At 71.5% G+C, this 16,865-nt stretch carries 11 protein-coding genes; 5 read left to right on the top strand and 6 right to left on the bottom strand.

Annotated elements, in window-relative coordinates; translation table 11 throughout:
• Window positions 1–32: 32 nt before the first annotated feature.
• A complete protein-coding gene (locus WME97_RS31765) occupies window positions 33–2,267 on the bottom strand; it encodes an alkaline phosphatase D family protein (protein ID WP_437542881.1) in 2,235 nt (744 codons plus the stop codon).
• A 220-nt stretch (window positions 2,268–2,487) separates the two neighbouring features.
• Here WME97_RS31765 and WME97_RS31760 point away from each other — a divergent pair, with 220 nt between their 5' ends.
• From WME97_RS31760 to WME97_RS31745, 4 genes are all read left to right on the top strand, one after another.
• A complete protein-coding gene (locus WME97_RS31760; protein WP_437542880.1) occupies window positions 2,488–3,921 on the top strand; it encodes a DUF6986 family protein in 1,434 nt (477 codons plus the stop codon).
• 56 nt (window positions 3,922–3,977) lie between these two features.
• Window positions 3,978–4,319 carry a hydroxyisourate hydrolase gene (gene uraH / locus WME97_RS31755; RefSeq protein ID WP_012238509.1) on the top strand — a complete coding sequence of 114 codons (342 nt, stop codon included), beginning with the start codon at window positions 3,978–3,980 and terminating at the stop codon, window positions 4,317–4,319.
• A 241-nt stretch (window positions 4,320–4,560) separates the two neighbouring features.
• Window positions 4,561–5,793, top strand: coding sequence for a formylglycine-generating enzyme family protein (locus WME97_RS31750; RefSeq protein WP_437542877.1), 1,233 nt, complete (start codon window positions 4,561–4,563; stop codon window positions 5,791–5,793).
• Between the two features lie 594 nt (window positions 5,794–6,387).
• Window positions 6,388–6,825, top strand: a complete 438-nt coding sequence (locus WME97_RS31745; RefSeq protein WP_437542875.1) for a CHRD domain-containing protein — start codon at window positions 6,388–6,390, stop codon at window positions 6,823–6,825.
• Between the two features lie 105 nt (window positions 6,826–6,930).
• On the opposite strand, the gene WME97_RS31740 is transcribed toward WME97_RS31745, so the two are convergent.
• The 3 genes from WME97_RS31740 to WME97_RS31730 all read right to left on the bottom strand — a co-directional run bounded on the left by WME97_RS31740 (window position 6,931) and on the right by WME97_RS31730 (window position 10,783).
• Entirely contained in the window at window positions 6,931–8,475 is a 1,545-nt protein-coding gene (locus WME97_RS31740) for an allantoicase (RefSeq protein WP_437542872.1), read from the bottom strand.
• On the bottom strand, window positions 8,454–9,809 hold the full coding sequence (gene allB, locus WME97_RS31735; protein WP_437542870.1) for an allantoinase AllB: 1,356 nt from the start codon (window positions 9,807–9,809) through the stop codon (window positions 8,454–8,456). Before allB ends, WME97_RS31740 begins: the two co-directional genes overlap by 22 nt.
• A 92-nt stretch (window positions 9,810–9,901) precedes the next feature.
• Window positions 9,902–10,783: an MBL fold metallo-hydrolase gene (locus tag WME97_RS31730; RefSeq protein ID WP_437542868.1), complete on the bottom strand. Its 882-nt coding sequence runs from the start codon at window positions 10,781–10,783 to the stop codon at window positions 9,902–9,904.
• Between the two features lie 345 nt (window positions 10,784–11,128).
• Between WME97_RS31730 and WME97_RS31725 the strand changes: the two genes are divergently transcribed.
• Window positions 11,129–11,953, top strand: coding sequence for a DUF3025 domain-containing protein (locus tag WME97_RS31725; RefSeq protein ID WP_437542866.1), 825 nt, complete (start codon window positions 11,129–11,131; stop codon window positions 11,951–11,953).
• 75 nt (window positions 11,954–12,028) lie between these two features.
• Here the strand turns inward: WME97_RS31725 and WME97_RS31720 are convergent, their stop codons facing one another.
• Entirely contained in the window at window positions 12,029–12,835 is an 807-nt protein-coding gene (locus WME97_RS31720; RefSeq protein ID WP_437542865.1) for a class I SAM-dependent methyltransferase, read from the bottom strand.
• Between the two features lie 117 nt (window positions 12,836–12,952).
• Entirely contained in the window at window positions 12,953–16,741 is a 3,789-nt protein-coding gene (gene metH / locus WME97_RS31715; RefSeq protein WP_437542863.1) for a methionine synthase, read from the bottom strand.
• Window positions 16,742–16,865: the final 124 nt, after the last annotated feature.

Here is a 16,865-nt window from a genome sequence, read left to right as displayed (position 1 = left end):
GGCCGCCCAGCTCGGTCGATCGATCCTGCGTCCTAGCTTGGGGTGCGCGGGATCCACTGCTTCCAGGTGCCCTCGTCGTCCCAGTACAGCTCGGACTCGGCTGCCCTCGTCTTGTACCGCGCGATCGTGATCTGTTCGTCGAGCGCCGCCGCGCCGGTCTCGTCGTACAGGGGGGCTGCGAGCGCGTCTTCGGGGATCATGTGCATGCTCACGACGAACTCGTCGGCATTCGCCTCGACGATACAGAACCCGTTGCTCGTGGCGTTGCTGAAGGCGAGGTACGGATTGGCCTTCTGCATGCTGTCGTCGATGTCGAAGTCCTCCTCCCCCAGGACGTCTTTCAGCGTCGGATGGCTCGCCAGCCGCTTCGTCAGCACCGAGCGGCACGTGGCCGACGAGATCGCGGCGCCGCCGAACTCCACGATCTTGGGCGTGGCGCCCTCCACAGCGGCCGTCCCTGCGAGGAAGGCGCCGAGATCGCCGGTGATCGACACCACGTTGCCCTCGACCGTGGTGAGCATCTCGATGAGCTCGTCCCGTTCCTTGCGGAAGCCGTCCCAGCCGTCACAGCTCAGGTAGAAGTGCCGGGTGAGCGACTCCTGCTCGGGCTCCGCGGGCTCTGTGGTGTGGGCGAGGACGAGCTGTGACAGGGGGTATTCGTTCCCCCATACCTTCCAGGTGCTCTGGGACTCCTCCATCGTCTTCTGGAACCAGGCTCTCTGCGCTTCTCCCATGACATCCGCCTTGGCGGCGAACGGCAAGTACGGGTCGAAGGCATCCTTGATCACGAAGTAGCGCGACCCGAACGCGCTGTAGTAGTCCGTCTTTCCGAAATCGGCGTAGGCGAACCCGCTCTCCATGAAGGCGAAGTCACTCGGCGGGATGGGGGGAATCGGGTCCTTCCCTTGCTCGACCCTGTGCTCGTTCAGCTTCGCCACGATCTCGTCGACGACCTTGGCGCTGACGGGGCGGAGCTCGCCCTCAGCGAAACCGAGGTTCGGGTCGAATTCGAACAGGGCCGCAGCCTCATCCAGCGCCCTCTTGTAGTCAACCCAGCTGTCGCCGTTGATGTCCGGGATGTAGCGGCTCGTGTAGGGCAGCAAGTCGGTCAAGCTCTCCCCGAGCTCCACCTGCTGAACGACGACCTTTCCCGGGAAGGCGTCCTCCGGGATCAGGTGATCCGCGCGGTAGGAGCGGAGATCCGTCATCACGAGGTGGACGTGCTTCCCGAACGGGAAGTCCCGGTAGATGGTGATGTCACCCGGGTACTCGACCGCGCTGTCGTAGCGGAACTCGTCGCCCTTGGGATCATTCGGGTATTCGGCCGGCATGTACTCGAACCAGGCCTGGTTCGCCGCCTTGCGCCGGAGCTCGTCCGTCTCCGGCTCCCGGCCGTCCAGGTAGGCCGCCGTCGCGCCGTGGCCATCGTCGGAGAACTCGTGATCGGCCCAGACTGCGATCATGGGAAAGAGCTCGTGTACCCGCTGCAGCGCCCGGTCGGACCGGTACGTCTTGTAGAGCTCCCGGTAATTGCTGAGCGACTTGGCGGCGTGGTAGGCCGCGCCCTCCGCCGGCTGGAAGGCGATGGCGCCGTCCACGTCGGAGAAGGAGATGCCGCGCTGCCCCGGGGGGGCCTGGAGGCTCGGGTTCCCGGTCGTCTCGTGGATGTAGCCCCCGAGGTGGACGACGAAGTCGAGCTCCTCTTTCGCCAGGGCCACATAAGCGTTGTAGTAGCGACCGATGTAGTCCTGGCCGGACACGAAGGCGAAGCGCACCGGCACGTCCGCGCCCTGCGCGGGCGCCGTCCGCGTCCGCCCGACGCGCGAGCTGACGCAGCCTTCTCCTGTCATGTAGTAGAAGCGGTAATAGTACGTGGTGCCGGGGCTCAGGCCGCTCACCTTGACCTTGACGCAGTGATCGAAGTCCGCCCGGGCGGTCACGCGGAGCTGCGTGCTGCCCGACCCCGCCGTGGCCACGTTGTCGGAGCTCGGTGTGAGCACCACGAGCTGCGTGAACCCCTCGTCGAGCGCGACCACGAGCGCCAGGTTGAGATCCGACTGCGGCTGCTTTCTATCGATGAGCCGGGTCCACAGCACGACGCTATCGGGCCGCGGATCGCCGGAGGCCACCGACTGCGGGAAGAACCCCTCATCCTCGTGCACGTCGCATGTGCCGATGGCGTCCCCATCATCGGAGCATGCCGTCGGCACGACCACCGAACCAGCGGTCACCAGCGTGGCGCGAAGAAAGTCTCGGCGTCTCATCATCGATTCAAGTCCTCCAACGACGGATACACCCCGAGCGCTGCGCGCGCAACGGCGGCGCCGGTGCCGCCGCCCTCGCCAGCGCCGCCGCGCGCGGCGCTCCTCGCGCTCGCTCGAGCGGCGCGGGTCGCATCATGGCGCCTCCTCGCGAGGAGCGCGAGCGCCACTTGACGTGCCGAGTCAGGCGGCATCTCGTGTACGCCCTACCCGCTGAAGGCACACCATGTTCCAGACGAGCCTCTCCTCCGAAGCGCTGCGCGGCGCGCTCTCGCGCCTCCGCAGCGGGCGTTCTGTCTTCGACCGCACGGGCGCGCGCCAGCCGGTCCACACCGTCTACGGCGGCGCCCACCTGTTCAAGGCCGACACGGCCCGGAAGCTCGGGGCGGTGGCCCTCCGCGCCGTCGAGGAGCACGCGCCCGACTTCGCCGCCTTCGCGCGGGCGATCGGCCTGCCGGGGGCCGAGGGGCTCCCGGAGGGGCGCGCCGACGCCCTCGCGCTCGCGGCCGCGATCGAGGCGGGCGGAGCCGCGGCCGAGCGCGCCTCCGGGGCTGCACGGCTCGCGCACGCGGTGCACGCGCGCGTGCTCGACAAGCTCCGCAGCGAGCCCGTGGAGGACCTGCGCATCGATTTCGAGGACGGTTACGGCGTGCGCCCCGGAAACGAGGAGGACGCGCACGCCGCCGCCGCCGCGCGCGAGGTCGCCCTCGGCATGGCGGCGAGCAGCCTGCCTCCGTTCCTCGGGATCAGGATCAAGCCGCTCGGCGACGGGTGCGCCGAGCGGAGCCTGAGGACGCTCGACGTCTTCTTCTCGGCGCTCATCGCCGCCTCGGGCGGCGCGCTCCCGCCCGCCTTCGCGGTGACGCTGCCGAAGGTGGTCGCGCCCGAGCAGGTCGCCGCCCTGGCCGACGCCCTCGACGCGCTCGAGGGCGCGCTGCGACTTCCAGCCGGCTCGATCCGGATCGAGCTGATGGTCGAGACGCCGGCGTCGATCATCGGCCCGCGCGGGGAGATCGCGCTGCCCGGGCTGGTCGAGGCGGCCCGCGGGCGATGCGTGGCGGCGCACTTCGGGGCCTATGACTACACGGCGAGCTGCGAGATCACGGCCGCCCATCAGCGCCTCGCCCACCCGGCGTGCGACTTCGCGCGGCACGTGATGCAGGTCGCGCTGGCCGGCTCGGGGCTCTGGCTGTCCGACGGCGCGAGCAACCTCTTGCCCGTCGGTCCGCACCGCGCGCGCCCCGGCGGCGCGCCGCTCACGCCGCAGCAGAGCGAGGAGAACCGTCGCGCGGTCGTGGGCGCGTGGCGGCTGAAGTACGGGCAGGTTCGTCGCGCGCTCGAGAGCGGCTACTACCAGGGCTGGGACCTCCACCCCGCGGAGCTGCCGGTCCGCTACGCCGCCACGTACGCGTTCTTCCTGGAGGGCGTCGACGCGGCCGCCGCGCGGCTGCGGAGCTTCGTCGAGCGGGCCGCCCAGGCGACCGTCGCCGGGACGGTGTTCGACGACGCCGCGACGGGGCAGGGGCTCCTGGGCTTCTTCCTGCGCGCGATCGGCGCGGGGGCGATGACGGAGGGCGAGGCGGCGGAGAGGACCGGCCTCACGCCGGACGAGCTCAGGGGCCGATCCTTTCAAGCCATCGTGGCGCGCCGGAGCGCGTGATAGGAGAGCACAGGAATGGCCCGGTTCGCGGAGGGCCGGAGCGACGAGGAGGACCGATGAGCGCGATCACGACGCACGTGCTGGACACGTCACGGGGCTGCCCGGCGAGCGGCGTGCTGGTGGTGCTGGAGGTCGGCGACGACGGCGGCTACAGGGAGGTCGGACGGGGCACGACCGACGGCGACGGCCGGCAGAAGGGGCTGCTGCCGCCCGGCGAACGGCCCCTCCAGGGCCGCTACCGCCTCACCTTCCACACAGGCGCCTATTACGCGGCGCTCGGGTGCGAGAGCTTCTATCCCACGGTGTCGATCCTCTTCGAGATCCGGGACCCGGCGCAGCACCATCACGTCCCGCTGCTGCTCAGCCCTCACGGCTACACCACGTACCGAGGCAGCTGAGCGCGCATCCGCGCGAGAGCGCCGTCCCGCGCGGCGAGCGCGACGCGTGCGCCTGCCGTCCGTGGTGCGCCCGGAGGCGCCGCGAGGCCGACGGTCGGGCGGGGTGAAGCAGGTGTCCCACATGATACGATGGCGGGTGCCCGTCGGTGGGCGACTGTGAAGGTGAACTGTGGGCGCTCTACGGATTCGTTCGGGTGAAGCTCGGGATCGCCGGCGCGGTGCTGGCTGGCTGGCCGTCGCGATGGCCGCGCTCGGGCCGGGCTGCGAGCAGAGGGTGCGGAGCTTCGTCGATGGCGACGGCGGCGGTGGCGCCGCCGGCGGCGGAGCAGGTGGTGGGTCGGGCACGGCGGTCGGTGGCGGCGGGGCTGGCAGCAGCGCGACGGGGGGCGGCGCGACCGGCGGTGGTGCGACCGGTGGCGGCGCGACCGGCGGTGGCGCGGCGGGTGGTGGGGCGACGGGTGGCGGCGAGGCCGGCGGCGCAGCGACTGGCGGCGGCGGTGACGCAGGCGGGGGCGGGGGGACCCCTGTCGAGTGCTCTCCCGACGAGGCGCGGTGCGCCGGCGATAGCATCGAGGTGTGCGGCAGCGACGGGCGGTGGGGTCTTGCCGGTTGCGCTGGGTGGTGCGGCGCGGGCCGGTGCATCCTGCCGCCGAGCTGCCGCCTGGGCGAGACCGGGGCGGGCGAGGCCTGCGGGCCGGATCGGAACCAGCCCTGCTGCGCGAGTCCGCGCGTTCCGGGTGGCCGGTACGAGCGGAGCGACGACGCGGCGTATCCGGCGGAGGTGAGCGACCTGCGCCTGGATCGCTACGAGGTCACCGTCGGACGGTTCCGCAAGTTCGTCGAGGCGTATCCCGCGAGCCGACCCGCGGCCGGCGCTGGAGCTCACCCGGCGATCGTGCGGAGCGGCTGGGACGCTGCGTGGGACTCCCGTCTGCCCGCGAGCCAGGCGGCGCTGAGGGATGACTTGAAGTGCAACCCGGGATTGCACTCGTGGACCGACGACGCGGGCGGGAACGAGCTCAAGCCGATCAGCTGCGTGAGCTGGTTCGTCGCCTTCGCCTTCTGCGCCTGGGACGGCGGGCGGCTCCCGACAGAGGCGGAGTGGGAGTACGCGTCGGCTGGCGGGAGCGAGCAGCGGGCGTATCCGTGGGGCAACGCGCTTCCGAACTCGACCTACGCCGTGTTCGACATGACGGGCAGCGCCGTCGTCGGATCGAGATCGCCGAGGGGTGATGGCCGGTGGGGGCAGGCCGACCTCGCGGGGAACGTGTGGGAGTGGACCCTGGACTTCGAGGGGACGTACCCCCAGCCGTGCCGTGATTGCGCGAACGTCGAGCGCGGCTCCGCGCGGGTGATCCGCGGCGGCAGCTGGTGGCAGCCTAGACCGCAGGATCTCTCCGCTCGCTTGCGGACAGGCTGGGACCCGACCGATGTGACGGACGCGCTCGGCGTGCGCTGCGCAAGGAAGCTGTAGCGCGCGCCGCCCTTCGTGGGGCCGGCGCGCGCCGGGGAACGGGCGAACGCGCGCCGTTCAGGGAGAGATGAGGTAGATGACCGAGAAGGCCACGAGGAGCGTCGTGAACGCGAGCGCGATGAGCTTGGGCATGGTCCAGTCGTCGTTGTCGGTCTTCGAGATCTCTGTGCTCATCGTGTGCCTCCGCCGTGCTCTCTGCGCGCCTCGCGCGCGCCCGTCTCCTGGCAGAAGGCGGACTCGTCGTCAACCCTGAGCCCCCGCCCGCGACGGACCGGGCGTGCTCATGCGGATGCCTCCACCGCTGCTCTGGCCGCGCCCGCGGCCTGTCCGCCCATGTGGAGCACCGGCCGCCTTGCCACCTCGCGCAGGCGACGCCGATTCCCCGCGTCGTGTGCCGATCCGGGTCCGCTGTCCGCCTCTGTCTCTCTCCAGCGCGCCTCGGCGATCGGGGCGAATCGCCGTGTCCGTCGTCGCCTCCTCGCCGCCCCCGCGATCGACCGACGTGCGGGGCGGCTCGCGGCGCGCGGGCGGCGTCGCCTTTGCTCTTCGTGGCGCCCTCGAATCGCGCATCCCCGTGATGTGCAGGAGGGAGACATGCAACACCTCACGATGCTCGCGCTGGGCGCCGTCCTCCTCGCGACGGCGCTGGCGCGCGCGGCGTTGCCTGAGCGCCCGGTCCGCTCGCTCACGGCGGCGCTCACGGGGCAAGACGAAGTGCCCGGCCCCGGCGACCCGAAGGGGAGCGGCACGGCGCGCGTCACGCTCGATCTCGACCGCGGCGAGGTCTGCTTCGACCTCGCGGTGGCCGGCATCGCGCCGGCGACCGCGGCGCGCATCCACGAGGGCTCCGCCGGCCGCGCGGGCCGCGGGATCATCACGCTGATGCCGCCGACCGGCGGCAGCTCCAGCGGCTGCGTGAGCGCGGCCCGCGACGATCTGAGCGCATTGCTCGGTGATCCAGAGAGGTATTACGTCGCCGTGCGCACCGCCGATTTCCCCGACGGCGCGCTGCGAGGCCAGCTCTCGCGCTGAGCGCCTCACGCTCGGACACCCGATCGCCCGGACTCCCGACGTGCCGGCGCTCCCTCCGCCCGGCGCGCTCCCTCCTCGGGGGCCGCGCCCGGGGCTCTATCCGCCTTACAGGAGCTTCTTCAGCCGGATCGCGGTGATCTTCCGCTGCTCGTCCGCGGCGATGGGCAGCTCCTGCTCCGGCGTGTGCTCGATCCGCGCGCGCAGCGCCTCCAGCATCTCGTCCGCGCTCTTCCCGGTGGCGCAGACGATGTAGATGAACCCGAACTTCTCGTCATAGGCGCGGTTCAAGTGTGCGAGCGCCTCCCGCGTATCCACCGCCGCGGCGCTCATCCCCGCCTGTTCCTGGCTGGAGAAGCGCCTCGCCGTCGCGCTCGCCTCCGCGGTCTCCGCCTGCGGCCTGGTCTCTCCGATGCGGGGGTGCGCGCGGAACGCCTCGAGCCAGTCCTCCGGCGCGAGCCGCGCGAAGGCCTGCGCCGCCGCCGCGGAGAGGTGCTCCTCGTCGCGGAACGGCCGCGCCGCCGCCATCTGCGACGCCCACGCCGACGAGCCGCACGCCACGCGGAGCTCCGCCTCGGCCTCCGGCCCCGTGAGCGCGTTGAGCCAGCGGAGCCGCTGCTCGGCCGCCCCGCTCCGGGTCGCGTTGCCGAAGATGCGGAGCCGGCTCACGCCGCCGTCAGGATAGATGTTCAGGCGCACATGCGTGAACGGCCCCGTCGCGCGGAGCTCTTCCTCGAAGAGATGACGCGTGTGCGCCTGGAGCTTCGTCCGCGGCACGATCTCCCGCCACTCGCCCGCGCCGGCGAGCTCCGCCGCGGAGCGCCCCGCCGCGTCGATCCCCTCGATCATGCAGCTGTCGGGGTAATTGCCCTTGAAGTGGTTCGTGTCGACCTCGATCCGCGCGATCTCGCCCTGAGCCGCCAGCTCCACGAGGGCCCAGTCGTACCCGGGCCCCCTCCGGCGCCGCGTCTCCCAGCCGTCTCCCATGTTCGCCGCCCGGCCGGGCATGATGAGGTTGTGGCGCACCCCGAAGAACATGTCGCTGCACGAGAGCACGCGCCCGCCGTTCTCCGCGGCCGCGAGGTCGATCTCCGCGCCCGGGCGGCCCTGCCGGCGAACGTCGGGGAGGGCGTCGCCGTGCACCCGGAGCCGCGCCACGCCGCCATCCGGATAGATGTTCAGGCGGAGGTGCGTGAACCGCGAAGCGCTGCTCAGCTCGAACGCGTTCTGCGCGTCGCCGGCCAGCGGCGAGCGCGGCAGGATCTCGACCCAGTGCGTCCGTGGGTCGAGCAAGTCCTCGACCCGCGCGTCGGGCCGCGCCGCGCACGCCTCGATGGAGCAGTGCTCGGGGTAATTGCCCCGGAAGAACGCCGTATCGACGATGACCCCGCGGAGGATCCCTGGCAGCCCCAGCCGGACGAGGCACCAGTCGAACCCGGGAGTCCGGCGCCTGCGCGTCTCCCAGCCATCCATCCACTTCCCGCGATCGGTGTACTCGTGCTCGAGGAACACCGCTTTCCCTGCCTTGAGCAGGTTCTCCTTCGGCGCGAAGAACTCGTCGTTCGCCGCGAGCACCGCGCCGCCCAGGCGCTCCGAGGCCAGATCGAGCGCCTCCGCGAACGCCGGCCCCGTCACCCCTCTCGCTTCAGCCATCGCCCTCTCGCCTCCGCGGGGAAGCTCCCGCGCTCATGGACCTTCTCGCCGCGAAGGTAGGTGGCCTCCACGACGCCGTGGAGCTCCTCTCCGGCGTACGGCGTCACCTTGTGCCGGTGCTGGAGGGTCGGCGGCTCGACCCGGAAGCTCGCGTCGGGATCCCAGAGCACAAGATCGGCGTCGAACCCGCGCGCGATCTCCCCCTTGCGCCGCAATCCGGCGAGCCTCGCGGGCCCGCGGCACAGCCAGTCCGCGAGCCGCTCGAGCGGGATGCCCCGGCGTCGGGCGTCGGTCCAGACGATCGACAGGCCGAGCTGCAGGCTCGAGATCCCACCCCAGGCGGCGTCGAAGTCGCCGGCTTCGAGCCGCTTGAGCTCGGGGGTGCACGGGGAGTGATCGGAGACGACGAAATCGATGAGGCCTCCCGCGAGCGCGGCCCAGAGCTCCTCGCGGTTCTGCCGCTCCCGGATCGGCGGAGCGCACTTGAAGGGCGTCGCGCCGTCCGGGATCTCCTCGGCGGCGAAGTGCAGGTAGTGCGGCGTCGTCTCGGCCGACAGCGCGGCGCCGCCGTCGCGCGCCCGCCGCAGGATGTCGAGCGCCGTGGCCGACGAGAGGTGGACCACGTGCGCCGCCGCGCCCGTCGCCTGGCAGAGCGACGCGAGCAGGGCGATCGCCTGGTCCTCCGCCTCCCGCGGGCGCGAGCGCAGGTAGGCCGCGTACGTGCGCGGATCCAGGCCGGCGATCGCCGCGCGCGCCGCGTCGATAGGGCCGGGGAGCTCGGCGTGGACGAGCAGCGGCGCCCCCGTGCCCGCGAGCACCTCGAGCGCGGCCCTGAGGTCCGCCTCGGCGACGTGGCCGAACTCCGCCACGCCCGAGTCGACCATGAAGCACTTGAAGCCGAGCGCGCCGGCCTCGAGCAGCGGGACCAGCTCTCCCGCGTTGCCCGGGACGGCGCCGCCCCAGAAGCCCACGTCGACGAGGCACCGGCCCTCCGCCGCGCGCGCCTTCTTCTCGAGGTGCGCGACCGTGGTCGTCGGCGGGATGCTGTTGAGGGGCATGTCGACGAGCGAGGTGACGCCGCCCGCGGCCGCGGCGCGCGTCGCCGTCTCGAAGCCCTCCCATTCGGTCCGCCCGGGCTCGTTGATGTGCACGTGCGCATCGACCAGCCCGGGCATCACCACCGCGCCCCGAGCGTCCACGACGGGGCAGCCCTCCGGCAGCTCGTCGTAGCCGGCGACGGAGACGATGGTGCCGCCCTGGATGTGCACCGAGGCCGGCCGCACGGCGCCCCCGGTGACCACCCGCAACCCGCGAACGATGAGGTCCGGCGTCATCAGGGACGCGATCGTACCACGGCGCCCGGCGGACCGAGGCGGGCCGCTCGCCGAAGCGCGCGCACGTCAACGCGCATGGGCCTGTGCGCGTGTCACGCCATCTTCATGCGATCGATGAGCTCGGCGAGCTCGGCGCGCATGGCGTCCTCGGACGGAGCGCGGTACCGGCGGTGGTGGCCGGGCAGGACCCACGTGAACCGGTGCTGGAGGAGGCGCTCCATCGAGCGGATCTGCTCCGCCCAGGAATACCAGCAGACGTCGCGCGACGCGTCGAGTCGCCCGAGCTCGCCGGAGAAGAAGAGATGGTCCCCGGTGAAGAGGTACCGGTCCCGGAAGAGGAGCGCGACGCTGCCCCGCGTGTGGCCCGGGACGGGGATCAACGTGAGATCGGGCGCGAGGGCCACGGGGTCGAGCCCCTTGATCTTCACCTCGGTGAGCGCTGTTCCGTCGTCGATGTCGTCCTCGTGGATCACGCGATCGCACCCGAAGTTGTCGCGGAAGATCCGGTGATCGGCGACGTCGTCGCGGTGGGTGAGCACCAGGGTCCGGACGCCGCCGAGCTCGCGGATGCGCTTCGTGAGCGGCCTGGCGGCGCGGGGCGAGTCGACGAGCACGTTGCCCTCGGGTCGCACGATGAGGTAGCTCGCCGCGCCGAAGGAGGACGACGAGGTATAGCCGCAATAATGGACATCCTCGTCGATCGGTTCGGGGAAGGCGAAGGTCGCGGCGGCCATCCCTGCCGCCGGTGCGGAGGTGCCGATGGAGGCGGTCGGACACGACACCAGCGCCATGGCCGCGCGGAGGTGCTCGTCCGGCGTCGCGGGCTGGCGAGCGACGACGCTCTGCTCGACGGCGGGCGCGCGCACGAACACCGAGGGGGCGAGCTGGCGGCATACGTCGCAGTCGATGCACGACCGGTCGACGAAGTAATCGCCGGGGGCGTTCTCTGGCAGGCGGTCCTCGAGGCGAGCCATCTCGTTATCTCAGGATGACACGCGGGCGGCGGGCGTGGGGGCAGATCCGTCGCAACCACGTCCGTGGCGAACGACCATCACTCCAGGCTTGGCGCGAGCTCTCGTTGCGTGATGGCTGCACGAGGGCGAGCATGGATATCCAGGGAAACCGGGTGAGTTGAGACAGGGAGTCTCGGGATACCCGCGCCTTGCTGCCCAGCTCCGTGCGCTCGGTCCACCGCGGGCCTGCCGGGCGGCCGGCGGCTCTGGTCCCGGCGCGTGGGCCGCCGCCGCGCGCTCGGCGCGTCCCGGCGCCGCCTTGCGCGCGGCTTGAGCTCTCGCTGCGCTGCTCCTACGCTGCGCCGCGTGAGCGCCGCCGGCCGAGCTGCGCCGCACCCGAGCGGCGCGCCAGGGAGCACCCCCGTTCCCTGGGAGCCGCTCTTCTACGAGAAGAGCCGGCTCTACTGGCCGATCCGCCCCCTGGCCGAGGCGTTCGCGGGGTGCGCCGGCTGGCCGCCGGTCGAGGACTACAACCGGGCGCTCGGCGAGGGGTTCCCCGTGCGCTTTGCGGAGCAAAAGCCGCGGCCTCGCCGGCGCGGGCGGCGCGGGCCCGTCGACCCCTCGGCGCTCTACGACGCGCGCATCCACGTCGAGGGCTGCGTGCCCACGCGCCCGAGCAACTGGCACGACTTCCTCAACATGCTGGTGTGGGCCGCCTTCCCGCGCGCGAAGGCGGAGCTCCACGCGCGCCAGCACCGGGCGATCGCCGCGCGCATCCATCCCGGCGCGGAGGCGCTCCCCCCGGCGCGCACGCGCGAGCTGGACGGGCTCGCGCTCCTCGACGAGGGCGGGCTCCTGCTGCTCTACAACAACGCGCGCGAGGCGCCCCTCCTCGGCGATGCCGAGGATCTGGAGCGCTGCGCCGGCGAGGTGCGGGACGCCGTGCAGCGGGGCGAGGCCGCGGCGCTCGTCTTCGGCCACGCGCTGTACGAGAGCCTCCTCCAGCGCGGTCCGATGGTCTACGCGATGGTGCAGCCCATCCCGTGCGGCGGACCGCTGCCCGCCGCGCCTGCCGCGCTCGTGGCGCTGGCCGACGCGCGCCTCGGCGACGTGCTGCGGTCGCCCGACAGCTTCGCGCGCCCGGAGCGCAGCCCGCGCCTCCCCCTGGACGAACGCGTCCTGTGCAGGTGATGGCAAGTGATGCCAAGTGACCGCCGCGGCCGGAGGACGGCGACCCCCTGAGCGTGCGTGGGGCTTGCCCCGCTCTCAGACGCGCCGTCGCGCCGCGAGCGCATAGACGAGCGGCAGTCGGCGCCCGAACTTCTTCATGCGGAACTGCCCTGGCGGTCCTTCCACCATGTCCGGAAAGATATCGTAGGGGGACCAGTCGAGCTCGCGCAGGCGCTCCAGCGTGAGGCCCGCGTCGAGGAGCGCCGACACAACCGTCCCGATCCCGTGGTTGAAGCCGACCTCTTTCAGCGTCACGGGCGCGCTCCTGTCGGCGTACGTGCCTGTCTCCTCGGTGACGATCGGCTCCCCGTGACCATCGTAGGCATAGGCGATCTGCTCGAATGCATCGTCGAAGGTCCACACGAGGGGGTGGAACTCGACGAGGTGCAGGACGCCCCCGGGCTTCAGGCACGCCGCGGCCGCGCGCGCCCAGCGCGTCATGTCGGGGAGCCACCCGAGGACGCCGTACGAGGTGAAGACGATATCGAACGTCTCGCCGCCGAGGGCCTCGGGGGCGTCGTAGACGTTGGCCTCGACGAAGCGCGCGTCCACCGAGAGCTCCTGCGCCAGCGCTCGCGCCGCCGTGACGGCCTCGTCGGAGAGGTCCAGCCCGGTGACGCGGGCGCCCAGCCGCGCCCAGGAGAGCGTGTCCTGCCCGAAATGGCACTGCAGGTGGAGCAGCGACTTTCCACGCACATCGCCGACCTGCTCGAGCTCGATCGGCTTGAGAGAGCTCGCGCCGGCCCGGAACGAGCCCAGATCGTAGAATTTCGAGGCCAGGTGCACGCGGGTGCGCGCGTTCCAGGCAGCGCGGTTCAGCGCAAACCAGTCGGCTTCGGACATGGGGAGCTTGTTATCACAACGTTCGTCGCGCGGGCCGCGTCGGATCGCTGCCGCGCTCGGACGCCGCCCCTCTGCTGGAACGTGCGCCCCTGGGCTCATCGCCGCTTCTGCCCGTCGTCAAGCCGCCACGACGGCGCTCTCCCCCTCGACAGCCGCCTTCGGGTCATACCCCAGGTTCGGCGACAGCCACCGTTCCACCTCCTCGACCGTCATCCCCTTGCGCTTCGCGTAGTCCGCGACCTGATCCCTGCCGAGGCGCCCCACCATGAAGTACCGCGCCTTCGGGTGCGCCAGGTAGATGCCGCTGACGCTCGCCGCCGGCGTCATCGCGCAGCTCTCCGTCAGCTCGATGCCGACCGACGGCGCGTCGAGCAGCGCGAACAGCTTGCGCTTCTCGGTGTGATCCGGGCACGCCGGGTACCCGAACGCCGGCCGGATCCCCCGGTACTTCTCCTCGATGAGCTCCTCGCTCGTCAGCGCCTCTCCCGCGCCGTACCCCCAGTCCTTGCGCGCGCGCTCGTGGAGCAGCTCGGCGAACGCCTCCGCGAGCCGGTCCGCCAGCGCCTTCGCGATGATCGCGCTGTAGTCGTCCCTGTCCTTCTCGTACGCGCGCACGATCTCGTCGAGCCCGAGCCCGGCCGTCACCGCGAACGCGCCGACGTGATCGGCGAGCCCGCGCTCCCGCGGCGCCACGAAGTCGGCCAGCGACAGGTGCGGCCTTACCCCGCCCGCGGCCTTGTCGCCGCCGTCTCCGTCCTCCTCGGCGCCGCCCTGCCCCTTCACCTGCTGCTGGCGCAGCATGTTGAACCGGACGAGCTCCCGCTCCCTCGCCTCGTCCGCGTAGATCACGATGTCCCGCTGCTCGCCGCTCGCCGGCCAGAAGCCGTAGACGCCCCGCGCCGTGAGCAACCGGCCATCGATGATCCGCTGCAGCACCTTCTGCGCGTGATCGAACAGCTCGCGCGCCGCTTCGCCGTACTGCGGGTGCTCCAGGATCTGCGGGAACGGCCCCCGGAGCTCCCACGCGGTGAAGAAGAACGTCCAGTCGATGTACCTCGCGACCTCCGCGAGCGGCACCTCCACGACGCGGCGCCCCGTGAACGACGGCCTCGCGATGTCCTCCGGCCGCCACGCGATCTCGAGCCGCCCCCCGTCCGCCGCGGCGAGCGTCACGAGCGGCTTCGCCCGCTTCCTCGCGAAGAGCTCGCGCAGCCGGGCCTGCTCCTCCCGGTTCTGGGCGTCGAAGGCCGGCCGGTTCGCCCGATCGAGCAGGCTCGACACCACGCCCACGGCCCGCGACGCGTCGAGCACGTGCACCACCGTCCCGCTGAACTCCGGCGCGATCTTCACCGCCGTGTGCTGCCGGCTCGTCGTCGCCCCGCCGATGAGCAGCGGCAGCCGGATCCCGCGCCGCTCCATCTCGCGCGCCACGCTGACCATCTCGTCGAGCGACGGCGTGATGAGGCCGCTCAGCCCGATCATGTCGGCCTCCTCGCGCAGCGCCGCCTCCAGGATCCTGTCCTGGTGCACCATCACCCCGAGGTCGATCACCTCGTAGTTGTTGCACCCGAGCACCACGCCCACGATGTTCTTGCCGATGTCGTGCACGTCGCCCTTCACGGTCGCCATCACGACCTTCCCCTGCGACGACGAGCCCCCGGCGGCCTTCTCGGCCTCCATGAACGGCAGCAGGTGCGCGACGGCGCGCTTCATCACGCGGGCGCTCTTCACCACCTGCGGCAGGAACATCTTCCCGGCGCCGAACAGCTCGCCGACGATCTTCATCCCGTCCATCAGCGGCCCCTCGATGATGGAGAGCGGCCTCTCGTACTTCCTCCGCGCCTCCTCCACGTCCGCCTCGATGAAGTCGACGAGCCCCCTCACGAGCGCGTGCGAGAGCCGCTCCTCGACCGGGCCGTCGCGCCAGGCGAGGTCGAGCTCCTTCTTCTTGCCCTTGCCCTTCACCTGCTCGGCGAGCTCGACGAGCCGCTCGGTCGCGTCCGGGCGCCGGTTGAAGAGGACGTCCTCCACGCGCTCGAGAAGGTCCCTCGGGATGTCCTCGTAGACCGCGAGCTGCCCCGCGTTCACGATGCCCATGTCCATTCCGGCCCGGATCGCGTGGAACAGGAAGGCCGAGTGCATCGCCTCGCGGACGACGTTGTTCCCGCGGAACGAGAACGACAGGTTCGACACGCCGCCGCTCACGCGCGCCCCCGGGCAGGTCGCCTTGATGATCCGCGTCGCCTCGATGAAGTTCTTCGCGAAATCGCCGTGCTCCTCGATGCCGGTCGCGATCGCGAGGATGTTCGGGTCGAAGACGATGTCCTGCGGATCGAGGCCCGCCTCCTCGGTGAGCAGCCTGTACGCGCGCTGGCAGATCGCGACCTTGCGCTCGACCGTCTCGGCCTGGCCGATCTCGTCGAAGGCCATCACCACGACCCCCGCCCCGTAGCGCCGCACGGCGCGCGCCTTCTCGAGGAAGTCCTCCGGCCCCTCCTTGAGGCTTATCGAGTTGACGATCCCCTTGCCCTGGATGCACTTGAGCCCCGCCTCGAGGACCGACCACTTCGAGCTGTCGACCATGATCGGGATGCGGGCGATCTCGGGCTCGGTGGCGATGAGGTTCAGGAAGGTCGTCATCGCCTGCTCGGAGTCGAGCATGCCCTCGTCCATGTTCACGTCGAGGAGGTTCGCCCCGCCGCGCACCTGATCGAGCGCCACCTCCAGCGCGGTCGTGAAGTCGCCCTTCTTGATGAGCTCCATGAACCGGGCGGAGCCGGTCACGTTGGTCCGCTCGCCGATCATCAGGAAGTTCGTGTCGGGCCGGATGACGAGCGTCTCCAGGCCGGCGAAGCGCCCGAAGCCGTCGCGCTCCGCGGGGACGGGCCGCGGCCGGAGCTCCGCCGTCGCGTGGACGATCGCGCGGATGTGATCCGGCGTCGTCCCGCAGCAGCCGCCGACGATGTTCACGAGCCCGCTCTCCGCGAACTCCGCGAGCAGCCGCGACGTCGTCTCCGGGAGCTCGTCGTACTCGCCGAACGCGTTGGGGAGGCCCGCGTTCGGGTAGCAGCTCACCCGCGCCCGGGCGAGCTTCGCGAGATCCACGAGGTAGGGCCGCATGTCGCTCGCGCCGAGGGCGCAGTTGAGGCCGACGCTGAGCGGGCTCGCGTGCTCCACGCTCGTCCAGAAGGCGTCGATCGTCTGGCCGGAGAGCGTCCTGCCGCTCCTGTCGGTGATCGTCACGCTGAGCAGGATCGGCAGGCGCCGCCCCCTCTCCGCGAAGACCTCCTCCATCGCGACGAGGCACGCCTTCATGTTCAGCGTGTCGAGGAACGTCTCGACGAGGATCACGTCGACCCCACCGTCGACGAGCCCGCGCACCTGCTCCGCGAACGCCCGCCGCAGCTCGTCGAAGCCGACGGCGCGGAACGACGGATCGCTCACGCTCGGCGAGATCGACAGCGTCTTCGGCGTCGGCCCCATCGCGCCCGCGACGAAGCGCGGCTTGCCGGGCGTGCGCGCCGTCCACGCGTCGGCCGCCTTCCGGGCGATCTGGGCCGCGGTCAGGTTGATCTCGTAGGCGAGCGACTCGAGCCGGTAGTCGGCCTGGGCGATCGAGGTGCCCGTGAAGGTGTTCGTCTCGATGATGTCGGCGCCGGCGTCGAGGTACGCTCCGTGGATCTCGGAGATGACGTCCGGCCGCGTCAGCACGAGGAGATCGCTGTTGCCCTTGAGGTCGATCGCATGATCGCGGAAGCGCTCGCCGCGGTAGTCGGCCTCGCTCAGGCGGTAGCGCTGGATCATCGTGCCCATCGCGCCGTCGAGGCACAGGATCCGGTGTTCGAGGATCTCCTCGAGGCGCGCGGGGCGTTCGCTTCCGTCGGTGGTGGCGCTGAGATCGAGCAAGTTATATCTCCTAATCCGGATTGACGGATTGATACTTGTCGGTCCCAGCAGCCGGCGTCAAGCGTCGGCTGCGCGCGGGCGATGGCGGCCGTCCTGGTCGCGGACTCATCTGTGAGCAATGCGA

It is taken from the genome of Sorangium sp. So ce367 (assembly GCF_051520455.1).
In the GTDB taxonomy this organism is placed as follows: Bacteria; Myxococcota_A; Polyangia; order Polyangiales; family Polyangiaceae; genus Sorangium; species Sorangium cellulosum_B.
The sequence above is the reverse complement of the archived record's forward strand: the minus strand, read 5'-3'. Positions and strand labels throughout refer to the sequence as shown.